Source organism: Stenotrophomonas sp. YJH_SMC_53, assembly GCF_059369995.1.
Genome location: NZ_JCAFTF010000006.1, coordinates 328,931 through 345,925 on the forward strand (window position 1 = coordinate 328,931; position 16,995 = coordinate 345,925).

15 protein-coding genes are annotated in these 16,995 nt (G+C 68.1%); all 15 read left to right on the top strand.

Translation table 11 applies throughout. The features are described from left to right. The first annotated feature begins 44 nt into the window (after positions 1-44). Entirely contained in the window at positions 45-2,105 is a 2,061-nt protein-coding gene (gene flhA, locus AC5P7X_RS12295) for a flagellar biosynthesis protein FlhA (RefSeq protein WP_171974417.1), read from the top strand. A 146-nt stretch (positions 2,106-2,251) separates the two neighbouring features. Beyond that, a complete protein-coding gene (flhF, locus tag AC5P7X_RS12300) occupies positions 2,252-3,874 on the top strand; it encodes a flagellar biosynthesis GTPase FlhF (RefSeq protein ID WP_053498621.1) in 1,623 nt (540 codons plus the stop codon). Next, positions 3,861-4,748 carry a MinD/ParA family ATP-binding protein gene (locus AC5P7X_RS12305; protein ID WP_005416424.1) on the top strand — a complete coding sequence of 296 codons (888 nt, stop codon included), beginning with the start codon at positions 3,861-3,863 and terminating at the stop codon, positions 4,746-4,748. The genes flhF and AC5P7X_RS12305 overlap by 14 nt, the downstream gene beginning before the upstream one ends. Continuing rightward, a complete protein-coding gene (locus AC5P7X_RS12310) occupies positions 4,745-5,488 on the top strand; it encodes an RNA polymerase sigma factor FliA (RefSeq protein WP_053498623.1) in 744 nt (247 codons plus the stop codon). The genes AC5P7X_RS12305 and AC5P7X_RS12310 overlap by 4 nt, the downstream gene beginning before the upstream one ends. A 57-nt stretch (positions 5,489-5,545) precedes the next feature. Beyond that, positions 5,546-5,938 (top strand): chemotaxis response regulator CheY, encoded by a 393-nt coding sequence (gene cheY, locus AC5P7X_RS12315; RefSeq protein WP_005413247.1) that lies wholly within the window; start codon positions 5,546-5,548, stop codon positions 5,936-5,938. Further along, positions 5,938-6,543, top strand: a complete 606-nt coding sequence (locus AC5P7X_RS12320; protein WP_032129220.1) for a protein phosphatase CheZ — start codon at positions 5,938-5,940, stop codon at positions 6,541-6,543. Before cheY ends, AC5P7X_RS12320 begins: the two co-directional genes overlap by 1 nt. Before the next feature lie 2 nt (positions 6,544-6,545). Next, positions 6,546-8,405 (top strand): chemotaxis protein CheA, encoded by a 1,860-nt coding sequence (locus tag AC5P7X_RS12325; protein ID WP_053498624.1) that lies wholly within the window; start codon positions 6,546-6,548, stop codon positions 8,403-8,405. Between the two features lie 90 nt (positions 8,406-8,495). Next, complete coding sequence (locus tag AC5P7X_RS12330; protein WP_049413360.1) at positions 8,496-9,236, top strand: flagellar motor protein; 741 nt, start codon at positions 8,496-8,498, stop codon at positions 9,234-9,236. A 1-nt stretch (position 9,237) separates the two neighbouring features. Further along, a complete protein-coding gene (motD, locus tag AC5P7X_RS12335; protein WP_065178540.1) occupies positions 9,238-10,254 on the top strand; it encodes a flagellar motor protein MotD in 1,017 nt (338 codons plus the stop codon). Between the two features lie 4 nt (positions 10,255-10,258). Beyond that, on the top strand, positions 10,259-11,041 hold the full coding sequence (locus AC5P7X_RS12340; protein ID WP_053498628.1) for a ParA family protein: 783 nt from the start codon (positions 10,259-10,261) through the stop codon (positions 11,039-11,041). Next, positions 11,038-12,168: a chemotaxis protein CheW gene (locus AC5P7X_RS12345; protein WP_495214899.1), complete on the top strand. Its 1,131-nt coding sequence runs from the start codon at positions 11,038-11,040 to the stop codon at positions 12,166-12,168. The genes AC5P7X_RS12340 and AC5P7X_RS12345 overlap by 4 nt, the downstream gene beginning before the upstream one ends. A gap of 253 nt (positions 12,169-12,421) precedes the next feature. Beyond that, entirely contained in the window at positions 12,422-12,730 is a 309-nt protein-coding gene (locus AC5P7X_RS12350) for an STAS domain-containing protein (protein ID WP_053498632.1), read from the top strand. Beyond that, on the top strand, positions 12,727-13,092 hold the full coding sequence (locus AC5P7X_RS12355; RefSeq protein ID WP_005409521.1) for a response regulator: 366 nt from the start codon (positions 12,727-12,729) through the stop codon (positions 13,090-13,092). The genes AC5P7X_RS12350 and AC5P7X_RS12355 overlap by 4 nt, the downstream gene beginning before the upstream one ends. 45 nt (positions 13,093-13,137) lie before the next feature. After that, a complete protein-coding gene (locus tag AC5P7X_RS12360; RefSeq protein ID WP_111127755.1) occupies positions 13,138-15,126 on the top strand; it encodes a chemotaxis protein CheA in 1,989 nt (662 codons plus the stop codon). Between the two features lie 372 nt (positions 15,127-15,498). Beyond that, a partial coding sequence (locus tag AC5P7X_RS12365) for an MCP four helix bundle domain-containing protein (protein ID WP_495214902.1) occupies positions 15,499-16,995 on the top strand: 1,497 nt, incomplete at its 3' end.

Below are 16,995 nucleotides of genomic sequence, written 5' to 3' on the forward strand. Positions count from 1 at the left end.
GCGCCCAGCCCGCCACCGGATTCAACACCCGCCGCGCCCTGGAAATGATCCGCCAGGGCCTTGGCGCGCCGCTGATCGTGCTGGCCCTGCTGGCCATGGTCGTGGTGCCGCTGGCCGCGCCTGTCCTCGATGCGCTGTTCACCTTCAACATCGCCATCTCGCTGATGGTGCTGCTGGCGGTGGTCTACGTGAAGCGCCCGCTGGATTTCACCATCTTCCCGATCGTGCTGTTGATCACGACCATGCTGCGGCTGGCGCTGAACGTGGCCTCCACCCGCGTGATCCTGCTCAATGGCCAGAACGGGCACGATGCCGCAGGCAAGGTCATCGCCGCCTTCGGTGAATTCGTGATCGGCGGCAACTACGCGGTCGGCATCGTGGTGTTCGCGATCCTGACCATCATCAACTTCGTGGTCATCACCAAGGGCGCCGGCCGCGTCTCGGAAGTGACCGCGCGCTTCATCCTGGACGCGATGCCCGGCAAGCAGATGGCGATCGACGCCGACCTCAACGCCGGTTTGCTGACGCGTGAAGAAGCCAAGCTGCGCCGCGAGGAAGTCCGCGAGGAAGCCGACTTCTACGGTGCGATGGACGGTGCCAGCAAGTTCATCCGCGGCGACGCCATCGCCGGCATCCTGATCCTGTTCATCAACATGCTCGGCGGCCTGGCCGTGGGCGTGCTGCAGCATGGCATGCCGTTCGGCGAAGCCGCCGCCACCTATACCCTGCTGTCGATCGGTGACGGCCTGGTGGCACAGCTGCCGGCGCTGCTGGTCTCCAGCGCGGTGGCGATGCTGGTCACCCGCGCCTCGCGCTCGCAGGACATGGCCCAGGCCATGACCGGGCAGGTGTTCGGCCAGTACCGGGCGCTGGCGATCACCGCCGGCATCATCGGCCTGGTGGGCCTGGTGCCGGGCATGCCCAACGTCGCTTTCCTGACGCTGGCCTCGATCCTCGGCTTCATCGCCTGGAAGCTGTATCGCAAGACCAAGGCACCGGCTGCCGATGCGACAGGCAGTGGCACCGATGCCGCCGCGCTCACTGCGCTCGGCCGCCCGGCCGCCGCGGCCCCCACCGCCGAACTGAGCTGGGACGAACTGCGCCCGGTCGATCCGCTGGGCCTGGAGGTCGGCTATCGGCTGATTCCGCTGGTGGACAGCAACCAGGGCGGCGAACTGATGGCGCGCATCAAGGGCGTGCGTCGCAAGCTGACCCAGGATGTCGGCTTCCTGATCCCGTCGGTGCACATCCGCGACAACCTGGAATTGCCCGCCAACGGCTACCGCGTGCTGGTGCACGGCGTACCGGTGGCCACCGCCGAGATCCACCCCGACCGCGAGCTGGCCCTGGATCCAGGCAGCGCACTCGGCGCACTGGAGGGCATTGCCGGCAAGGATCCCGCGTTCGGCCTGGATGCCACCTGGATCCAGCCGCACCAGCGCGCCCAGGCCGAAACGCTGGGCTACACGGTGGTCGACCCGGCCACCGTGGTCGCCACCCATCTGTCGCACTTGATCCGCGAACACGCGCCGGAACTGCTCGGCCACGAAGAAGTGCAGCACCTGCTGGCCAACCTGGCCAAGAGCGCGCCCAAGCTCGTCGAAGATCTGACGCCCAAGGCGCTGCCGCTGTCGGCGGTGGTGCGCGTGCTGCAGAACCTGTTGGTGGAGCGCATTCCGATCCGCCAGCTGCGCAAGATCGCCGAAGCGCTGGTCGAACATGCGCCCGCCAGCCAGGACCCGGCCGTGCTGACCGCCGCGGTGCGCACCGCACTGGGCCGCTTCATCGTGCAGGAGATCGCCGGAATGTCGGCGGAGCTGCCGGTGTTCACCCTCAACCCGCAATTGGAACGTGTCTTGCAGGAGTCCACGCAGGGCAACGGCGCCGCGCTGGAACCCGGACTCGCTGAGCGACTGCACCAGAGCCTGGCCGAATGTGTCAGCAAGCAGGAAGCCCGCAACGAGCCCGCGGTCGTGCTGGTACCTGGCCCGGTGCGCGCCGCGCTGGCCCGCCTGGTCCGCCACAGCGTTCCGTCGCTGTCGGTCCTGGCCTACAGCGAGGTGCCGGAGGACAAGCGCCTGAAGCTGGTCGGAACGATCAGCTGACGCCCGCCCGCCGATGCGCCAGAAAACAGACACCACTTTCGAACCAACGCAACTGACAGACACCAAGGGGAACCCGCACCGTGCAGACCACCGACCACCCGAGTTCCCCGACCGCCACCCCGCCGTCTTCGCCCCGTGACCACAGCATGAAAATCAAACGATTCGTCGCCGCCGACATGCGCTCGGCCATGAACCTGGTGCGCAAGGAACATGGTCCTGACGCCGTGATCCTGTCCAACCGCCGGATCGAGGAAGGCATCGAGATCGTCGCCGCCGCCAACTACGACGAGAGCGCGGTGCAGCGTGCGCTGGAAGCCTCGCGCCGTGACGTCGCACCGCCGCCGGCACCCAAGCCGCGCACCGCCGCCGACGCGGTGATCGCCGCCGTCACCCGCCGCCGCAGCAGCACCCCGGCACCGGAACCGATTGCCGCGACCACCTCGGCGGTGGCCGCCCTCGCCCGTGCAGCAGTGGGCGCTACCGGCCGCACCCTGGACAGCGCCGACGAGATCGTGCCGACCCGCGGCAGCACCGGCTTCGCCGCCACGCTGGCACGCGCCGCCGTCAATGAGCCGGCGCTGCCGGACCAGATCTTCGCCCCGTTCGCCGAAGCCATCGTCGCACCGGCACCCGCCAGCGCCACGCCGGCCAACCGCGCCCGCTTCCAGATCGACCCGCCGCACGAGGCGCATCACGAAAGCGCGGCCCCGGCCGTGCAGCCGCCGCCGCTGCCGACCGCAGCCCTGGCCGAAACGCAGCCGGAGGTCGCCGCAAGCGAACCGGCGCTGGCCGATGCCACCGTCGAAACCGCGCCGACGCCGACGCTCGCCCCAGCCCCGGTCCTGACCGTGGTCGCCCAGGACGACGCCGAGATCCGCCAGCTGCGCCAGGAAGTGGCCGGCATGCGCCAGGTGATCGAGCGCGAAATGAACCGCTTCACCGACGAGCGCCTGCGCGGCTGCCCGGTGCGCGCCACCGCGCTGGACCTGATGGACGAGTACGGCTTCGATGCTGGCCTGGCCCGCGACGTCGCCATGCAGATTCCGCTGGAGACCGAGGCGCACCGAGGCCGCGGCCTGATGCTGGGGCTGATCTCGCGCAAGCTGCCGATCGCCCCGGTCGACCCGCTGGAGGAAGGCGGCGTGATCGCGCTGGTAGGCCCGACCGGCGCCGGCAAGACCACCACCATCGCCAAGCTGGCCTCGCGCTTCGCCGAGAAGCACGCGCCGCGTGACGTCGCCCTGGTCACCACCGACACCACCCGCATCGGCGCCCGCGAGCAGCTGTATGGCTATGGCAGGCAGCTCGGCATCGCCGTCCACGAGGCCAACAGCGGCACCGACCTGGACCAGCTGCTGGAACGCCTGAAGGACTACAAGCTGGTACTGATCGACACCGCCGGGCTGGGCCCGCGCGACCGCGCGCTGGCCGCCCAGCTGCAGTGGCTGCGCGCCGCCCGCCAGGTGCGCACCCTGCTGGTGCTGCCGGCCAACACCAGCTTCGGCGACATGGACGAGGTGGTCCGCCGCTTCGGTGCCGCCAACCTGCAGGGCCTGGTGCTGAGCAAGCTGGACGAAACCGGCCGCTTCGGCAACGCCCTGTCGGTGGCCGTGGACCATGCCCTGCCGATCACCTGGGTGACCGATGGCCAGGACGTTCCGGACGACCTGCACCGGGCCAGTGCGGCCAATCTCGTACTTCGCCTTGAAGATTTGCGCCGAGCGGCCGATATGCCCTGCAACCCGGAGTTGAACCATGCCGTCGCGTGAGTACGCCAAGCTGACCAAGACCTTCCCGCTGTCGGCCACCCGCAGCGAGCCGCTCGGCCCTGTGCGCACCATCGCCGTGACCGGCGGCAAGGGCGGCGTGGGCAAGACCAACGTATCGGCCAACCTGGCCGTGGCGCTGGCCGGCATGGGCAAGCGCACGCTGCTGCTGGACGCCGACCTCGGCCTGGCCAACATCGACGTGATCCTGGGCTTGAACCCCACCTTTACGCTGGCCGACCTGGTTGCCGGCCGCTGCTCGCTGGACGATGTCATCGTCGAAGGCCCGAACGGCGTGCTGGTGGTCCCGGCCGCGTCCGGCCGCCGGCACATGGCCGAGCTGGCCCCGGCCGAGCACGTCGGCCTGGTCAACGTGTTCTCCGAGCTGGAGCGCGAGCTGGACATCATGGTGGTGGACACCGCCGCGGGCATCACCGACGGCGTGCTGACCTTCTGCCAGGCCGCGCAGGACACCGTGGTCGTGGTCTGTGACGAGCCGGCTTCAATCACCGACGCCTACGCGCTGATCAAGGTGCTGTCGCGTGAACGGGGCGTGGACCGCATCCAGGTGGTGGCCAACATGGTGCGCGACCCCAATGAGGGCCGCGTGCTGTACGAGAAGCTGACCCGCGTCTGCGAGAAGTTCCTCGCCGATGTTTCGCTGAACTACCTGGGCTGCGTGCCGCAGGATGACTGGCTGCGCCTGTCGGTGCAGCGCCAGCAGCCGGTGGTGAAGGCCTACCCGTCCAGCCCGTCCGCACTGGCGATCACCGAGATCGCGCGCCGCACGGCCCGCTGGCAGGCGCCGACCGAACCACGCGGCGGCGTCGAGTTCTTCCTCGAACGCATCCTCAAGCAGCGCGGGGTGGCGGCATGAAAGGCGCGGCCCAGTACAGGGAAGTCCAGCGCTCGGCGGCCAACGACGTCATCGCCCAGCACTCGGACCTGGTGCGGCGCATCGCCCACCATCTGGCCGCGCGCCTGCCGGCCAGCGTCGAAGTCGACGACCTGATCCAGGCTGGCATGATGGGCCTGATCGAGGCTTCGCGCAGCTACGACGCCGACCAGGGCGCCTCGTTCGAGACCTATGCCTCGATCCGTATCCGTGGCTCGATGATCGACGAGATCCGCCGTGGCGACTGGGTGCCGCGCTCGGTGCACCGCCGTGCACGCGATGCTGCCGCCACCATCCGCCGCCTGGAACAGAGCAGCGGCCGCGCCGCCAGCGCCACCGAAGTGGCCGCCGCGATGGAGATGCCACTGCCCGAATACCTGCGCCTGATGGAAGACGCCGCGCGTGGCCAGGTGCTGAGCCTGGAGTCGCGCATTGAGGACCAGGGCGAGCTGGACACGGTCGCACAGGGTGGCCCGACCCCGCAGCAGGTGCTGGAGCGCAGCGAGTTCGGCCGCGAGCTGGGCAAGGCCATCGGCCATCTGCCCGAGCGCGAACAGCTGGTGCTCTCGCTCTACTACGAGCAGGAACTCAACCTGAAGGAGATCGGCGCGGTGCTCGGCGTGAGCGAGTCGCGGGTCTGCCAGATCCACGGCCAGGCCGTGCTGCGCCTGCGCGGCCGGCTGAAGGTATTCGAGGCCGTCGACGCCGGCCTCGAAGAATGAACATCCCCGAGGCAGCTGCCCCCGGCCGCCCGGAATGAACAACAAAGGAACTCTGCTTTGAACAAGAACATGCGCATCCTGATCGTCGACGACTTCTCGACCATGCGTCGCATCGTCAAGAACCTGCTGGGCGATCTGGGCTTCACCAACACCGCCGAAGCCGAGGACGGGCATGCCGCGCTGTCGCTGCTGCAGAGCCAGCCGTTCGATTTCGTGGTCACCGACTGGAACATGCCGGTAATGACCGGCATCGAGCTGCTCAAGGCGATCCGTGCCGACGCCAAGCTGAAGACCCTGCCGGTGCTGATGGTCACCGCCGAAGCCAAGCGCGAGCAGATCATCGAAGCGGCCCAGAACGGCGTGAACGGCTACATCATCAAGCCGTTCACCGCGCAGACGCTGGAAGAGAAGCTCGGCAAGATCTTCGAACGCCTGGCGGCCAGTGCCTGATGGATACCACGGTCGACAAGAATGCCCTCGCCCTGCGCCTGCAGGAAGCACTGGACGCACTGGAGTCCGGTGACGAAACCGCCTGGCGGCAACGCATCGACGGACTGGTCGCGCTGCGCACGCAGCCGATGATGAGCGGCCTCTCGCGGCTGGCCCGCGAGCTCGGGCAGGCCCTGGGTGAACTGCCGACCGTACCCAGCGAGGCCGGCGAACTGGACGATGCCTGCGCACGCCTGGACCACGTGGTGGCGATGACCGAACAGGCGACGCACCGCACCCTGGACCTGGCCGAGGAATGCCGCAGCCTGACCGAACAGTTGCGCGCCGAAGGCCTGCAGCCGGGCCAGGATGCACAGCTCGAGCGCATCCGCCACAACCTCACCGAGATCGCCCTGACCCAGAGCTACCAGGACCTGACGGGGCAGATCATCCGTCGCGTGGTCGGCATCGTCCGCCGTGTGCATGAGGGCTTCGGCGCGCTCGGCCTGCCGCCGGAACAGCATCGCACCGATCCGGAACTGGCCGGGCCGGCACTGAAGGGACTGGACCGCCACGCGGTCTCGCAGAACGACGCCGACGACCTGCTGTCGGACCTGGGGCTGTAAGCATGAGCGCGGTATCCGACGACATCACTGCCGATTTCATCATCGAGGCGCAGGAAATCCTGGATCGCCTGGGCGAACAGCTGGTGTCGCTGGAGCAGGCACCACAGGACACCGAGCAACTCAACGCGGTGTTCCGGGGCTACCACACGCTCAAGGGCGGCGCCGGCTTCCTCGGCGTCACCGCCATGGTCGAGTTGTGCCACGCCGCCGAAGAAGCGCTGGGCATCGCGCGCGCGGGCCAGGCCGTGCTGCAGGCCCATCACTTCGATGCCGCCCAGCAATCGCTGGACTACCTGCAAGCGATGCTGGATGCAGTTTCCTCCGGCACCGAGCCGGGCTATGCGCCGCCGGAGCTGATCGCCCAGTTCGACATGCATGGCGGTGCCGTGGCTGCACCCGCCGCCGCAGCAGCTCCCGCTGCGGGTGGCAGCGACCTGATCACCGACGACGAGTTCGAGGCCCTGCTCGACCAGCTGCACGGCGGCAACGCACCGACTGCGGTGGCGCCAGCAAAGAAGGCCGACGACGGCCTGATCAGCGAAGACGAGTTCGAAGCCCTGCTCGACCAGCTGCACGGTGGCGCCGCACCCGGCGCCAAGCCCATCGCTGCGGCAGCGCCCGCACCGATCGCGGCACCACGCCCACTGGCCGCACCGGCCGCACCGGCACCTGCAGCGGCGACCAAGCCGGCCGCCAAGCCGCTGGCCGAAGCCGAACACACCGTGCGCGTGGACACCAAGCGCCTGGACGCGATCGTCAATCTGATCGGCGAACTGGTGCTGTCACGCAACCGGCTCAAGACCCTGCGTGCGCGCCTGCGCGACGAGGAACTGGACCGCGCCGTGTCCACCCTGGACATCGCCACCGCGCGCCTGCAGTCGGCGGTGATGCGTACCCGCATGCAGCCGGTAGGCAAGGTCTTCTCGCGCTTCCCCAAGGTCGCCCGAGACGTTGCCCGCTCGCTGAAGAAGGAAGTGGACCTGGAGCTGATCGGCGCCGAGACCGAGCTCGACCGCAACCTGGTCGAAGCGCTGGCCGACCCGCTGGTGCACCTGGTCCGCAACGCCATCGACCATGGCGTGGAAATGCCCGACCTGCGCGAAGCACAGGGCAAGCCGCGGATGGGCCATGTACGCCTGTCGGCCCAGCAGGAAGGCGACTACGTCAGCATCGAAGTGCAGGACGATGGCGCCGGCATCGATCCGGAGAAGCTGCGCGCGAAGGCACGCGAGAAGGGCCTGATCGATCCGGAGGCCGCCGCCCGCCTGAGCAGCGAGGAGTGCCTGCACCTGGTGTTCCTGCCCGGCTTCTCGACCAAGCAGCAGGTCACGGATATCTCCGGCCGCGGCGTTGGCATGGACGTGGTGCAGTCGCGCATCCGCGAACTGAGTGGCCAGATCCAGATCCAGTCGGAGCTGGGCCGCGGCAGCCGCTTCCTGATCCGCGTGCCGCTCACCCTGGCGATCCTGCCGACCCTGCTGGTGCAGGCCGGCGAAGACGTCTATGCGCTGCCGCTGGCGCGCGTGATGGAAGTGCTGCACGCACCGCGCACCTCGCTGGGCTGGTTCGATGGCCGCGCCGTGCTCGACCGCCGTTCGCACACGCTGCCACTGGTGGATCTGCGCCAGTGGCTGGATGTGACGCCCGCCGCCTCGACCCTGCTGACGATCGTGGTGCTGCAGGCCGGCGAAGCGCGCTTCGGCCTGGTCGTGGACCAGGTCCGTGGGCGCGAGGAAGTGGTCATCAAGCCACTGCCGAAAGCCCTGCGCGGCCTGCGCGGTTACGCCGGTGCAACCCTGATCGGCGATGGTCGCATGGCGCTGATCCTGGATGTGGACGGCCTGCGCAGCCCGCACGACTGACCCGCTTGCTGAACCCGTAAAACCGTGAAGTCGCACCAGTAGCCCGTACCGGTGTCTCAAGTCCCATTCATACAAGCCGATACCGGATCCATGGATAGACTCAGCCTCATTGGACTCTTTCTCGCCCTGGCCTCGCTGGTCGGCGGCAGCATCCTCAAGGGCGCCGGCCTGGCGTCGCTGTGGTCGCCTGCGGCGTTCGTGATCGTCATCGTCGGCACCGTCGCCGCGATCCTGCTGCACACCTCGCCGGCGGTGTTCAAGCACGCGTTCAGCATCGTGCGCTGGGTCGTGCGTCCACCGCACAGCGACCGCCGCGAGCTGATCCAGCAGATCGTCGAGTGGAGCAACATCGCACGCCGCCAAGGCCTGCTGGGCCTGGAATCGCAGGTGGAAGCACAGCAGGACCCGTTCCTGCGCAAGGGCCTGCAGCTGCTGGTGGACGGCGTCGAGCCCGAATCCATGCGGCACATGCTGGAAATCGAACTGGGCAGCCAGGAGCACCAGGACCAGGCCGGCGCCAAGGTGTTCGAGGCGATGGGCATCTATGCACCGACGCTCGGCATCATCGGTGCCGTGCTGGGCCTGATCGCGGTGATGAAGAACCTGGCCGACCCGAGCAAGCTCGGCCACGGCATCGCCGCCGCGTTCACCGCCACCATCTACGGCATCGCTTCGGCCAACCTGCTGTTCCTGCCGATCGCCGCCAAGCTCAAGAGTGTGATCTCGCACAACACGCGCGACCGCGAGATGGTCATCGAAGGCCTGATCTCGATCGCCCAGGGCGAGAACCCGCGCAACATCGAAACCAACCTCTCCGGCTTCCTGCACTGACATGGCCCGCCGCAAGCACCACGAAGAGCACGCCAACCACGAAGCATGGGCGATCCCCTATGCCGACCTGATGACGCTGCTGCTCGCCTTCTTCGTGGTCATGTACGCGATCTCCTCGGTGAACGAGGGCAAGTACCGGATCATGGCCGACGCGCTGACCGATGCCTTCGGTGGCGCACCGCGCACCATCAACCCGGTGCAGGTGGGCAACAAGCAGGTGCAGGGCGGCGGCTGGGACAGCCCCTCGGTGATCAAGTCCGGCACCAAGATCGGTCCCTCCGCGCCGGCGCCCTCGCACGACCCGACCCTGCTGCCGTCGATGGCCTCGCAGATGCGCATGCCGGTGTCGGTGCACAACCAGGAGCAGATCGCCCGTGCCGAGCGCCAGCTCAACACGATTGCCGATCGCCTCACCGCCGCACTGGCGCCGCTGATCGACCGCGGCATGATCAGCGTGCGCCGCACCGAACTGTGGATCGAAGTCGAGATCAACAGCGACATCCTGTTCCCCACCGGCTCGGCCGCGCTGGACGTGCATGCGCGGCAGACCCTGGCCAGCCTGGCCGAGGTGCTGCGCGACGTGCCCAACAGCGTGCGCGTGGAAGGCCACACCGACAACGTGCCGATCGCCACCGCCACTTTCCCGTCGAACTGGGAACTGTCGGCCGGGCGCGCAGCCAGCGTAGTGCACCTGTTCGCCGACCAGGGCGTGCAGCCGTCGCGGCTGGCGATGGTCGGCTATGGCCAGTTCCGCCCGCGCGAAGAGAACGACAGCGCGCAGGGCCGCAACCGCAACCGCCGGGTGATGGTCATCATCCTGGCCGACACGTCGCACTCGGTGGATCCGCTCGGCCAACGCCTGAACGCAGCCACCGGCGCCACCGACAGCACCGTCACCGAACAGGCCGACGCAACTCCGGCCAGCGCCCCCACCTCCCCCATCGCACCGGTGAAGTTGCCGCCGGTGCCGGCTGGCAGCCGCGTCGGCGCCGCCGTTCCCCCGGCAATGAAGGAGTAATCCGATGCGCATCTGGGCAGTCGCCAACCAGAAGGGCGGAGTCGGCAAGACCACCACCACCCTCGCCCTCGGCCGCGGCCTGGCCGCGCTCGGCCATCGCGTGCTGCTGATCGACCTCGATCCGCATGCCTCGCTCAGCCGCGCCTTCGGCGTGCCGGTGGACCCGCCGCCGGCCGGCGTGCTGGAATTGTTCGGCACACCGCCAGCGGACCTGTCCAGCCTGTGCCATGCAAGCAACATCCATGGCCTGGACTACGTCTGCGCACAGTCGGCGCTGGCCACGCTGGAACGCCGCAGCGCCAACCAGCCCGGCCTCGGCCTGGCCCTGCAGAACGCGCTGGCGCGCCACCAGGGCCAGCACGACTACATCCTGCTGGACTGCGCACCCACCCTCGGCCTGCTGATGATCAACGCACTGGCTGCCGCCGATCGCCTGATCATCCCGACCCAGGCCGAGCCCCTGGCCCTGCACGGCCTGGATGGCATGGTCCGCACCGGCGAGATGGTCGAGCGTTCGCGCCGCCGCCCGCTGCCGATCTCGATCCTGCCGACCCTGTTCGACCGACGCACCCGCGCCGGCAACGAGTCGCTGCGCACCATGCAGGACCGCCATGGCAGCCGCGTGTGGGAAGACGCCATTCCGATCGATACCCGCATCAGCAACGCCGCCGGGCTGACCCTGCCGAGCGCCGGCGAGGACTACCCGGGCCGTGGCCTGGCCGCCTACCGGCGCGCCTTGAACTGGATCCTCGGCGAGGATGCCCGCGCCCTGGAGCAGGCCGCATGAACAGCACCGGCATCCTCGACGATTACCTGGACGAACTGCTGGGCGAAGCGATGGTCGCGCCGCCGCCTGCCGTGCTGCCGCCCGCAGGCACCGGGCAGGGCCCGGCGATCGAAGCAGTCGCCGAACGCGAACCCACCTGGGATGACCTGCCCGCCGAGGTGATCTACGAAACAGAATCCGTCGCCGCCGCGCAAAGCCGGGACGACGCAGCACTGGAAGCGGCCTTCGAGAGCGCTGCCGCTTCCGGTAGCGCTGGGCAGGGTCCGGCGGGAGAAGCGGTTTCCGAACGCGAGCCGACCTGGGATGACCTGCCTGAGGAGGTCATCCACGAAACCGCGCCGGCACCCGCCATCGTTGCAAACGCCGGTCCGGAACCTACCTGGGACGACCTGCCGGACGAGGTGATCTACGAGACCGATCCGGCCGACAGCCATCGCCTCGCCCACACCGACAGCCCCGGCCTGCAGGCCGCCTTCGAAGCGGCCGCCGGTGGCGAAGACGTAGCCACGCCACCGCCCGCCGTGGTCGCAGCTCCGGTGGCCCCGACGGTTGCACCTGCAGCCCCGGCCGCGCGCACCGCCACTGCGCCGCCGCGCGCCGCCGTCGATGCCCCGGCAGGCAACCGTCCCGGCACCTGGCAGGAGCTGCAAGCGCAGGCCCACCAACCGGCTCGCAGCCCGCATCCGCAGAACCGACGCGCCGGCGAACGCACTTCGCGCTGGCTGCGCCTTCGCTGCGGCACCCAGGCCTATGCGCTGGAACTGCTGAAGGTGCAGGAAGTGGTGCTGCCGGTGCCGCTGCTGCCACTGCGTGGCACTGCAGCGGCCATGCTCGGCATCATGAACCTGCGCGGCCAGGTGGTACCGGTGATGGATCTGGGCCTGCACCTTGGCGCCGCGGCCGCCGAAGACGACGCACAGACCCGCATCGTGGTCCTGGAGGAGGACGGCGAGACCATCGGCCTGCGCGTGTCAGCGGTCGAAGATGTCGCCAACCTCACCGATTCGCAGATCGAACCGCCCGATACAGCGCGCATCTGCCAGATCTCAAACGACCTGTTCCGCGGCGTGGCCCGGGTCAGCCAGCGGCCGATGATCCTGCTCGACGCCACCCGGCTGTTGAGCTGAGCCGCCAAGAAAAAGGGGACGGAGGGAATTAAGTCGCAAGTGGCTCGGCGCTTTGCGCCGATGGATCAACACCTTACGTCCCCACTGCGCGGTCGCCGTTGCCGAGGGAGCTGCAGTAGAGCCAGGTCGATTGCGACTTAATTCCCTCCGTCCCCTTTTAAGCAGCGACCGCATCGACGTACCGCGTCGATTCTTCTAAAGAACCCCACCGGGGTGCCGTTATGGATCACGGAACCGTTTGTCCGGAGCAACGATGAGCACTGTCGAACTGGGTGGGGATCTCGGCATCGAGAGCACTACCGAGCTCAAGAACCGCCTCGCCCCACTCGTGGACCAGGCTGGCGAGCTGACCCTGGATGCCAGCCAGGTCGCCCGCATCCACACGGCCGCCTTGCAGGTGCTGTGTGCGTTCGTGCAGGCCCGCCGCGAGGCAGGCCTGGGCACCGGCTTCCACGGTTGCACTGCAACCTTCAGTGACGCCGCGCGCCTGCTGGGCGTCACCCAGGCCCTGGGCCTGGACGCAACCCATGACAACCTGAAATCTGTGGAGAACGCTGCATGAGCGCACGTATCTTGGTGGTGGACGATTCGGCGTCGATGCGCCAGATGGTGTCCTTCGCCCTCACCTCGGCCGGTTTTGCCGTCGAAGAAGCTGAAGACGGCGCGGTCGCGCTCGGTCGTGCCAAGGGCCAGCGCTTCAATGCGGTGGTGACCGACGTCAACATGCCGAACATGGACGGCATCGCGCTGATCCGCGAACTGCGCCAGCTGCCGGACTACAAGTTCACCCCGCTGCTGATGCTGACCACCGAATCGGCCGCCGACAAGAAGTCCGAAGGCAAGGCCGCCGGTGCCACCGGCTGGCTGGTCAAGCCGTTCAATCCCGAACAGCTGGTCGCCACCGTGCAGAAAGTGCTGGGCTGATCGCCCGGCGCCGCTCCCCCTCTTCGCTTCCGGATCACCACTGCCATGAGCATGGACCTGCAACGCTTCCACGCCACCTTCTTCGAGGAGAGCCGCGAAGGCCTCGATGCGATGGAGGCTGGCCTGCTGGCCCTGGAATCGGGGCAGCAGGACGCGGAGATCATCAATTCGGTATTCCGCGCCGCCCACTCGATCAAGGGCGGCGCCGGCACCTTCGGCTTCGACGCGATCGCCGGCCTGACCCACGTGCTGGAAACGCTGCTCGATGAGCTGCGCGCCGGCAAGCGGGCCCTGGAAGGCCACGCCGTCGACGCCATGCTGTCCTCGGTGGACGTGCTGCGCGCCCTGCTGCGCGAAGCCGAACACGGCCAGGCTGCCGATCCGGCTGCAGTCGCTGCGGTGAAGGCGCGCCTGGAAGCGGTTCTTTCCGGCCAGGCCGCAGCGAGCGCCCCGTCGGCCGCCGCAGCCAAGGTGGACGATACGCCGGAAGCCTGGCAGATCGGTTTCACTCCAGCGCCGTCGCTGTTCATGAGCGGCAACGACCCGCTGCGCATCATCCGCGAACTGGAACACCTCGGTTCGCTGCAGGTCGCCGCGCGCATGGAGCGCCTGCCGGGCTTCGCCCAGCTTGATCCGCTCGAAGCGCATCTTGCATGGGACCTGGGCCTGGTTGGCAAGGTGCCGCGCAGCAAGATCGAAGACACCTTCGCCTGGGTGCTGGACGATTGCGAGCTGGACATCCGTCCCGCCGCGCCGCCGAGCCTGGCCACCGAGGCGCCGGCCGCAGCGGCTCCCGCTCCGGTCGCAGCGGCCCCGTCTGCACCTGCCACGCCTGCTGCCAACGGTGGTGCCAGCCAGGAAGCGGAAACCTCGATCCGCGTCAGCGTGGACAAGGTCGATGCGCTGATCAACCTGGTTGGCGAACTGGTCATCACCCAGGCCATGCTCAAGCAGGTCTCGCACGCACTGGACCCGGTCCACGCCGAGAGCCTGTTCGCTGGCCTGGACCAGCTTGAACGCAACACCCGCGACCTGCAGGAAGCGGTGATCGGCGTGCGCATGCTGCCCGTCGATGCGGTGTTCCGCCGCTTCCCGCGCCTGGTTCGAGACCTGTCCAGCCGCCTGGGCAAGCAGGTGCGCCTGCGCACCGTCGGCGAAGGCACCGAACTGGACAAGGGCCTGATCGAAAAGATCGCCGATCCGCTGGTGCACCTGGTGCGCAACTCGATCGACCACGGCCTGGAAATGCCCGACGTCCGCCGCGGTGCGGGCAAGGACGAGACCGGCACGATCACGCTGGCAGCTTCGCATCAGGGCGGCCATATCGTCATCGAAGTCAGCGACGACGGTCGCGGCCTGGACCGCGCCAAGATCCTGGCCAAGGCTCACGAACGCGGCCTGGCCGTGCCGGACAACCCGACCGATTCGCAGGTCTGGGACCTGATCTTCCAACCTGGCTTCTCCACGGCCGATGCGGTCACCGACCTGTCCGGGCGTGGCGTCGGCATGGACGTGGTCCGCCGCAACATCCAGGCACTGGGCGGCGAGGTGCAGATCGAAAGCAGCCTTGGTACCGGCACCCGCACGCTGATCCGCCTGCCGCTGACCCTGGCCATCCTCGATGGCATGACGGTGGCCGTGGCCGGCGAAACCCTGATCCTGCCGCTTGCCTACGTGCTTGAGGCGTTGCAGCCGCAGCCCGAGGATATCCGCAGCATGGCCGGCGAAGGCCGCGTGCTGCGCGTGCGCGGCGAGTACCTGCCGATCCTGTCGTTGAGCGAGTACTACGGCTACGGCAACCGCGCACCGGGCAGCGAATCGCTGGTGGTGGTGGTGGAAGGCGATGGCCAGAAAATCGCGCTGGAAGTGGACGAACTGGTCGGCCAGCAGCAGGTGGTGGTGAAGAACATCGAGAACAACTACCGCCGTATCGGCGGGGTGTCCGGTGCCACCATCCTTGGCGACGGCCGCGTCGCGTTGATCGTCGACATCGGCGGACTGGTGCGCTCGCTGCGGATGCCCCAGGCCGCCTGATCCACGCCGCATGCGGGTCATGGACCGCCGCCCTTCGGGGCGGCGGTTTTTGTTTGTGTGCTCCATTCCAGCCGCGGTCAGATCCCTTTTCAGGGAAAAGGGATCTGACCCCATCCCTTCTGTGAACTCCGTCGAGGCGATGGTTTCGCGCGCAACCACGTCATCCGAGCGCAAGCCCCGCCAGACCAGCACTTTCGCGTTGTCATCCCTACGCAACCGAATGTGATCTGCGTCCATAAAGTCCGCGCGGACGGCGCCGTTATTTCGCTTTGACGGTCGTCACCGAACCCCACCGGGCACCCCCGTTCGCTCTGCAACCACCCCCAAACCGGCGCACAGACGCCGGCACTCTGCCCACCTGGAGCACCCTGCATGAAGTGGTTCCAAGATCTGCCCATCGCCCGCAAGCTGGCCGTGGGGTTCACCCTCACCACCCTGATGACCCTGATCCTCGGCGCCTTCGCACTGCTGCGCCTGAGCGAGGCCAACGCGCAGTTGCGCGAGATGGCTGGCAACGATATCCCCTCGGTCCAGCATCTGGGCGAGGCACGCTCGCAGCTGGGCGAGTTCCGCACCTACGAACTGGCCCAGCTGAGCATGCTCGACCAGCCGGACAAGGTCGCCGACTACAACAAGCGCATGGACGACACCGCCAAGGCCGTGCATGACGAGTTGGCGGCGTACGCGGCGCTGCCGGCGCTGGACAAGGAGCGTGAACTGTATCGCGCGGCCAGCGCGCAGCTGGACCGCTACTTCTCCGCAAACAAGGCGATGCGCGACGCCGTGGCCGCCGGTGATGGCGCACAGGCCCAGCAGATCTCCGACGAGCAGTCGCGCCCGGCGCGTCGCGACCTCTTCGCTGCAATGAAGGCACTGGGAACCCACATCGCCGGCCAGATGGACGGCAAGATTGCCGACGCCAACGCCACCCACCGCACCAGCATGATTGCCATCATCGGCTGCATCGTGCTGCTGTCGCTGGTCGCTGCCGCGCTGGCCATCGTCATCTCGCGGGCAGTGACCGGCCCACTCGGCAAGGCCGTGCATGCCATCCAGGCCGTTGCCCGCGGTGATCTCAGCGTCAGCACCCAGGCCACCAGCAAGGATGAAGCCGGCAGGATGCTGGCTGCCACCGCCGAGATGACGGCGATGCTGCGACGCTTCAGCGAGCAGACACAGCTGATGGCACAGATGCACGCTGGCCCGGACATCAGCCATCGCATCCCGGAAGATTTCCCGGGTGTCTACGGCCAGCTGGCCAACGGCATCAACACGGTGATCTTCGAACACCTCGATGCGATCGTCGATGCCATTGAAGTACTCAACCAGTACGCCATCGGCAACCTGAGCCCGGATGCACGCCGCCTGCCCGGCAGCCGCGCGATCCTGCACGAATCCATGGACGCGGCCAAGGCCAGCCTGCTGGCCATCAATTCGCAGATCCAGCACCTGGCTGCGGCGGCCGCCGCCGGTGACTTCAGCCAGCGCGGCGACGCACAGCGGTTCCAGCACGACTTCAAGGTGATGATCGAGCACCTCAACACCATGATGCAGGTGGCTGACGGCAACCTCGGCCAGCTCTCGCAGCTGCTGCAGTCGATCGCCACCGGCGACCTGACCGCACGCATGGAAGGCCAGTTCAATGGCGTGTTCGCCCGCATGCGGGATGATGCCAACACCACGGTCGCGCAGCTGACCCAGATCGTCGGCCAGATCCAGGCCAGCGCTTCCAGCATCACCCTGGCCGCCGGCGAGATCGCCTCGGGCAACAGCGACCTGTCGCGCCGTACCGAGCAGCAGGCCGCCAACCTGGAGGAAACCGCGGCCTCGATGGAGGAACTGACCTCCACCGTGCGCCAGAACGCCGAG

Excerpts from the sequence above, each read along its gene's own strand:
- flhA (WP_171974417.1), top strand. The coding sequence starts at position 45 with ATGATCCGCCAGGGCCTTGGCGCGCCGCTGATCGTGCTGGCCCTGCTG.
- flhF (WP_053498621.1), top strand. The coding sequence starts at position 2,252 with ATGAAAATCAAACGATTCGTCGCCGCCGACATGCGCTCGGCCATGAAC.
- AC5P7X_RS12305 (WP_005416424.1), top strand. The coding sequence starts at position 3,861 with ATGCCGTCGCGTGAGTACGCCAAGCTGACCAAGACCTTCCCGCTGTCG.
- AC5P7X_RS12310 (WP_053498623.1), top strand. The coding sequence starts at position 4,745 with ATGAAAGGCGCGGCCCAGTACAGGGAAGTCCAGCGCTCGGCGGCCAAC.
- AC5P7X_RS12320 (WP_032129220.1), top strand. The coding sequence starts at position 5,938 with ATGGATACCACGGTCGACAAGAATGCCCTCGCCCTGCGCCTGCAGGAA.
- AC5P7X_RS12325 (WP_053498624.1), top strand. The coding sequence starts at position 6,546 with ATGAGCGCGGTATCCGACGACATCACTGCCGATTTCATCATCGAGGCG.
- AC5P7X_RS12330 (WP_049413360.1), top strand. The coding sequence starts at position 8,496 with ATGGATAGACTCAGCCTCATTGGACTCTTTCTCGCCCTGGCCTCGCTG.
- motD (WP_065178540.1), top strand. The coding sequence starts at position 9,238 with ATGGCCCGCCGCAAGCACCACGAAGAGCACGCCAACCACGAAGCATGG.
- AC5P7X_RS12340 (WP_053498628.1), top strand. The coding sequence starts at position 10,259 with ATGCGCATCTGGGCAGTCGCCAACCAGAAGGGCGGAGTCGGCAAGACC.
- AC5P7X_RS12345 (WP_495214899.1), top strand. The coding sequence starts at position 11,038 with ATGAACAGCACCGGCATCCTCGACGATTACCTGGACGAACTGCTGGGC.
- AC5P7X_RS12350 (WP_053498632.1), top strand. The coding sequence starts at position 12,422 with ATGAGCACTGTCGAACTGGGTGGGGATCTCGGCATCGAGAGCACTACC.
- AC5P7X_RS12355 (WP_005409521.1), top strand. The coding sequence starts at position 12,727 with ATGAGCGCACGTATCTTGGTGGTGGACGATTCGGCGTCGATGCGCCAG.
- AC5P7X_RS12360 (WP_111127755.1), top strand. The coding sequence starts at position 13,138 with ATGAGCATGGACCTGCAACGCTTCCACGCCACCTTCTTCGAGGAGAGC.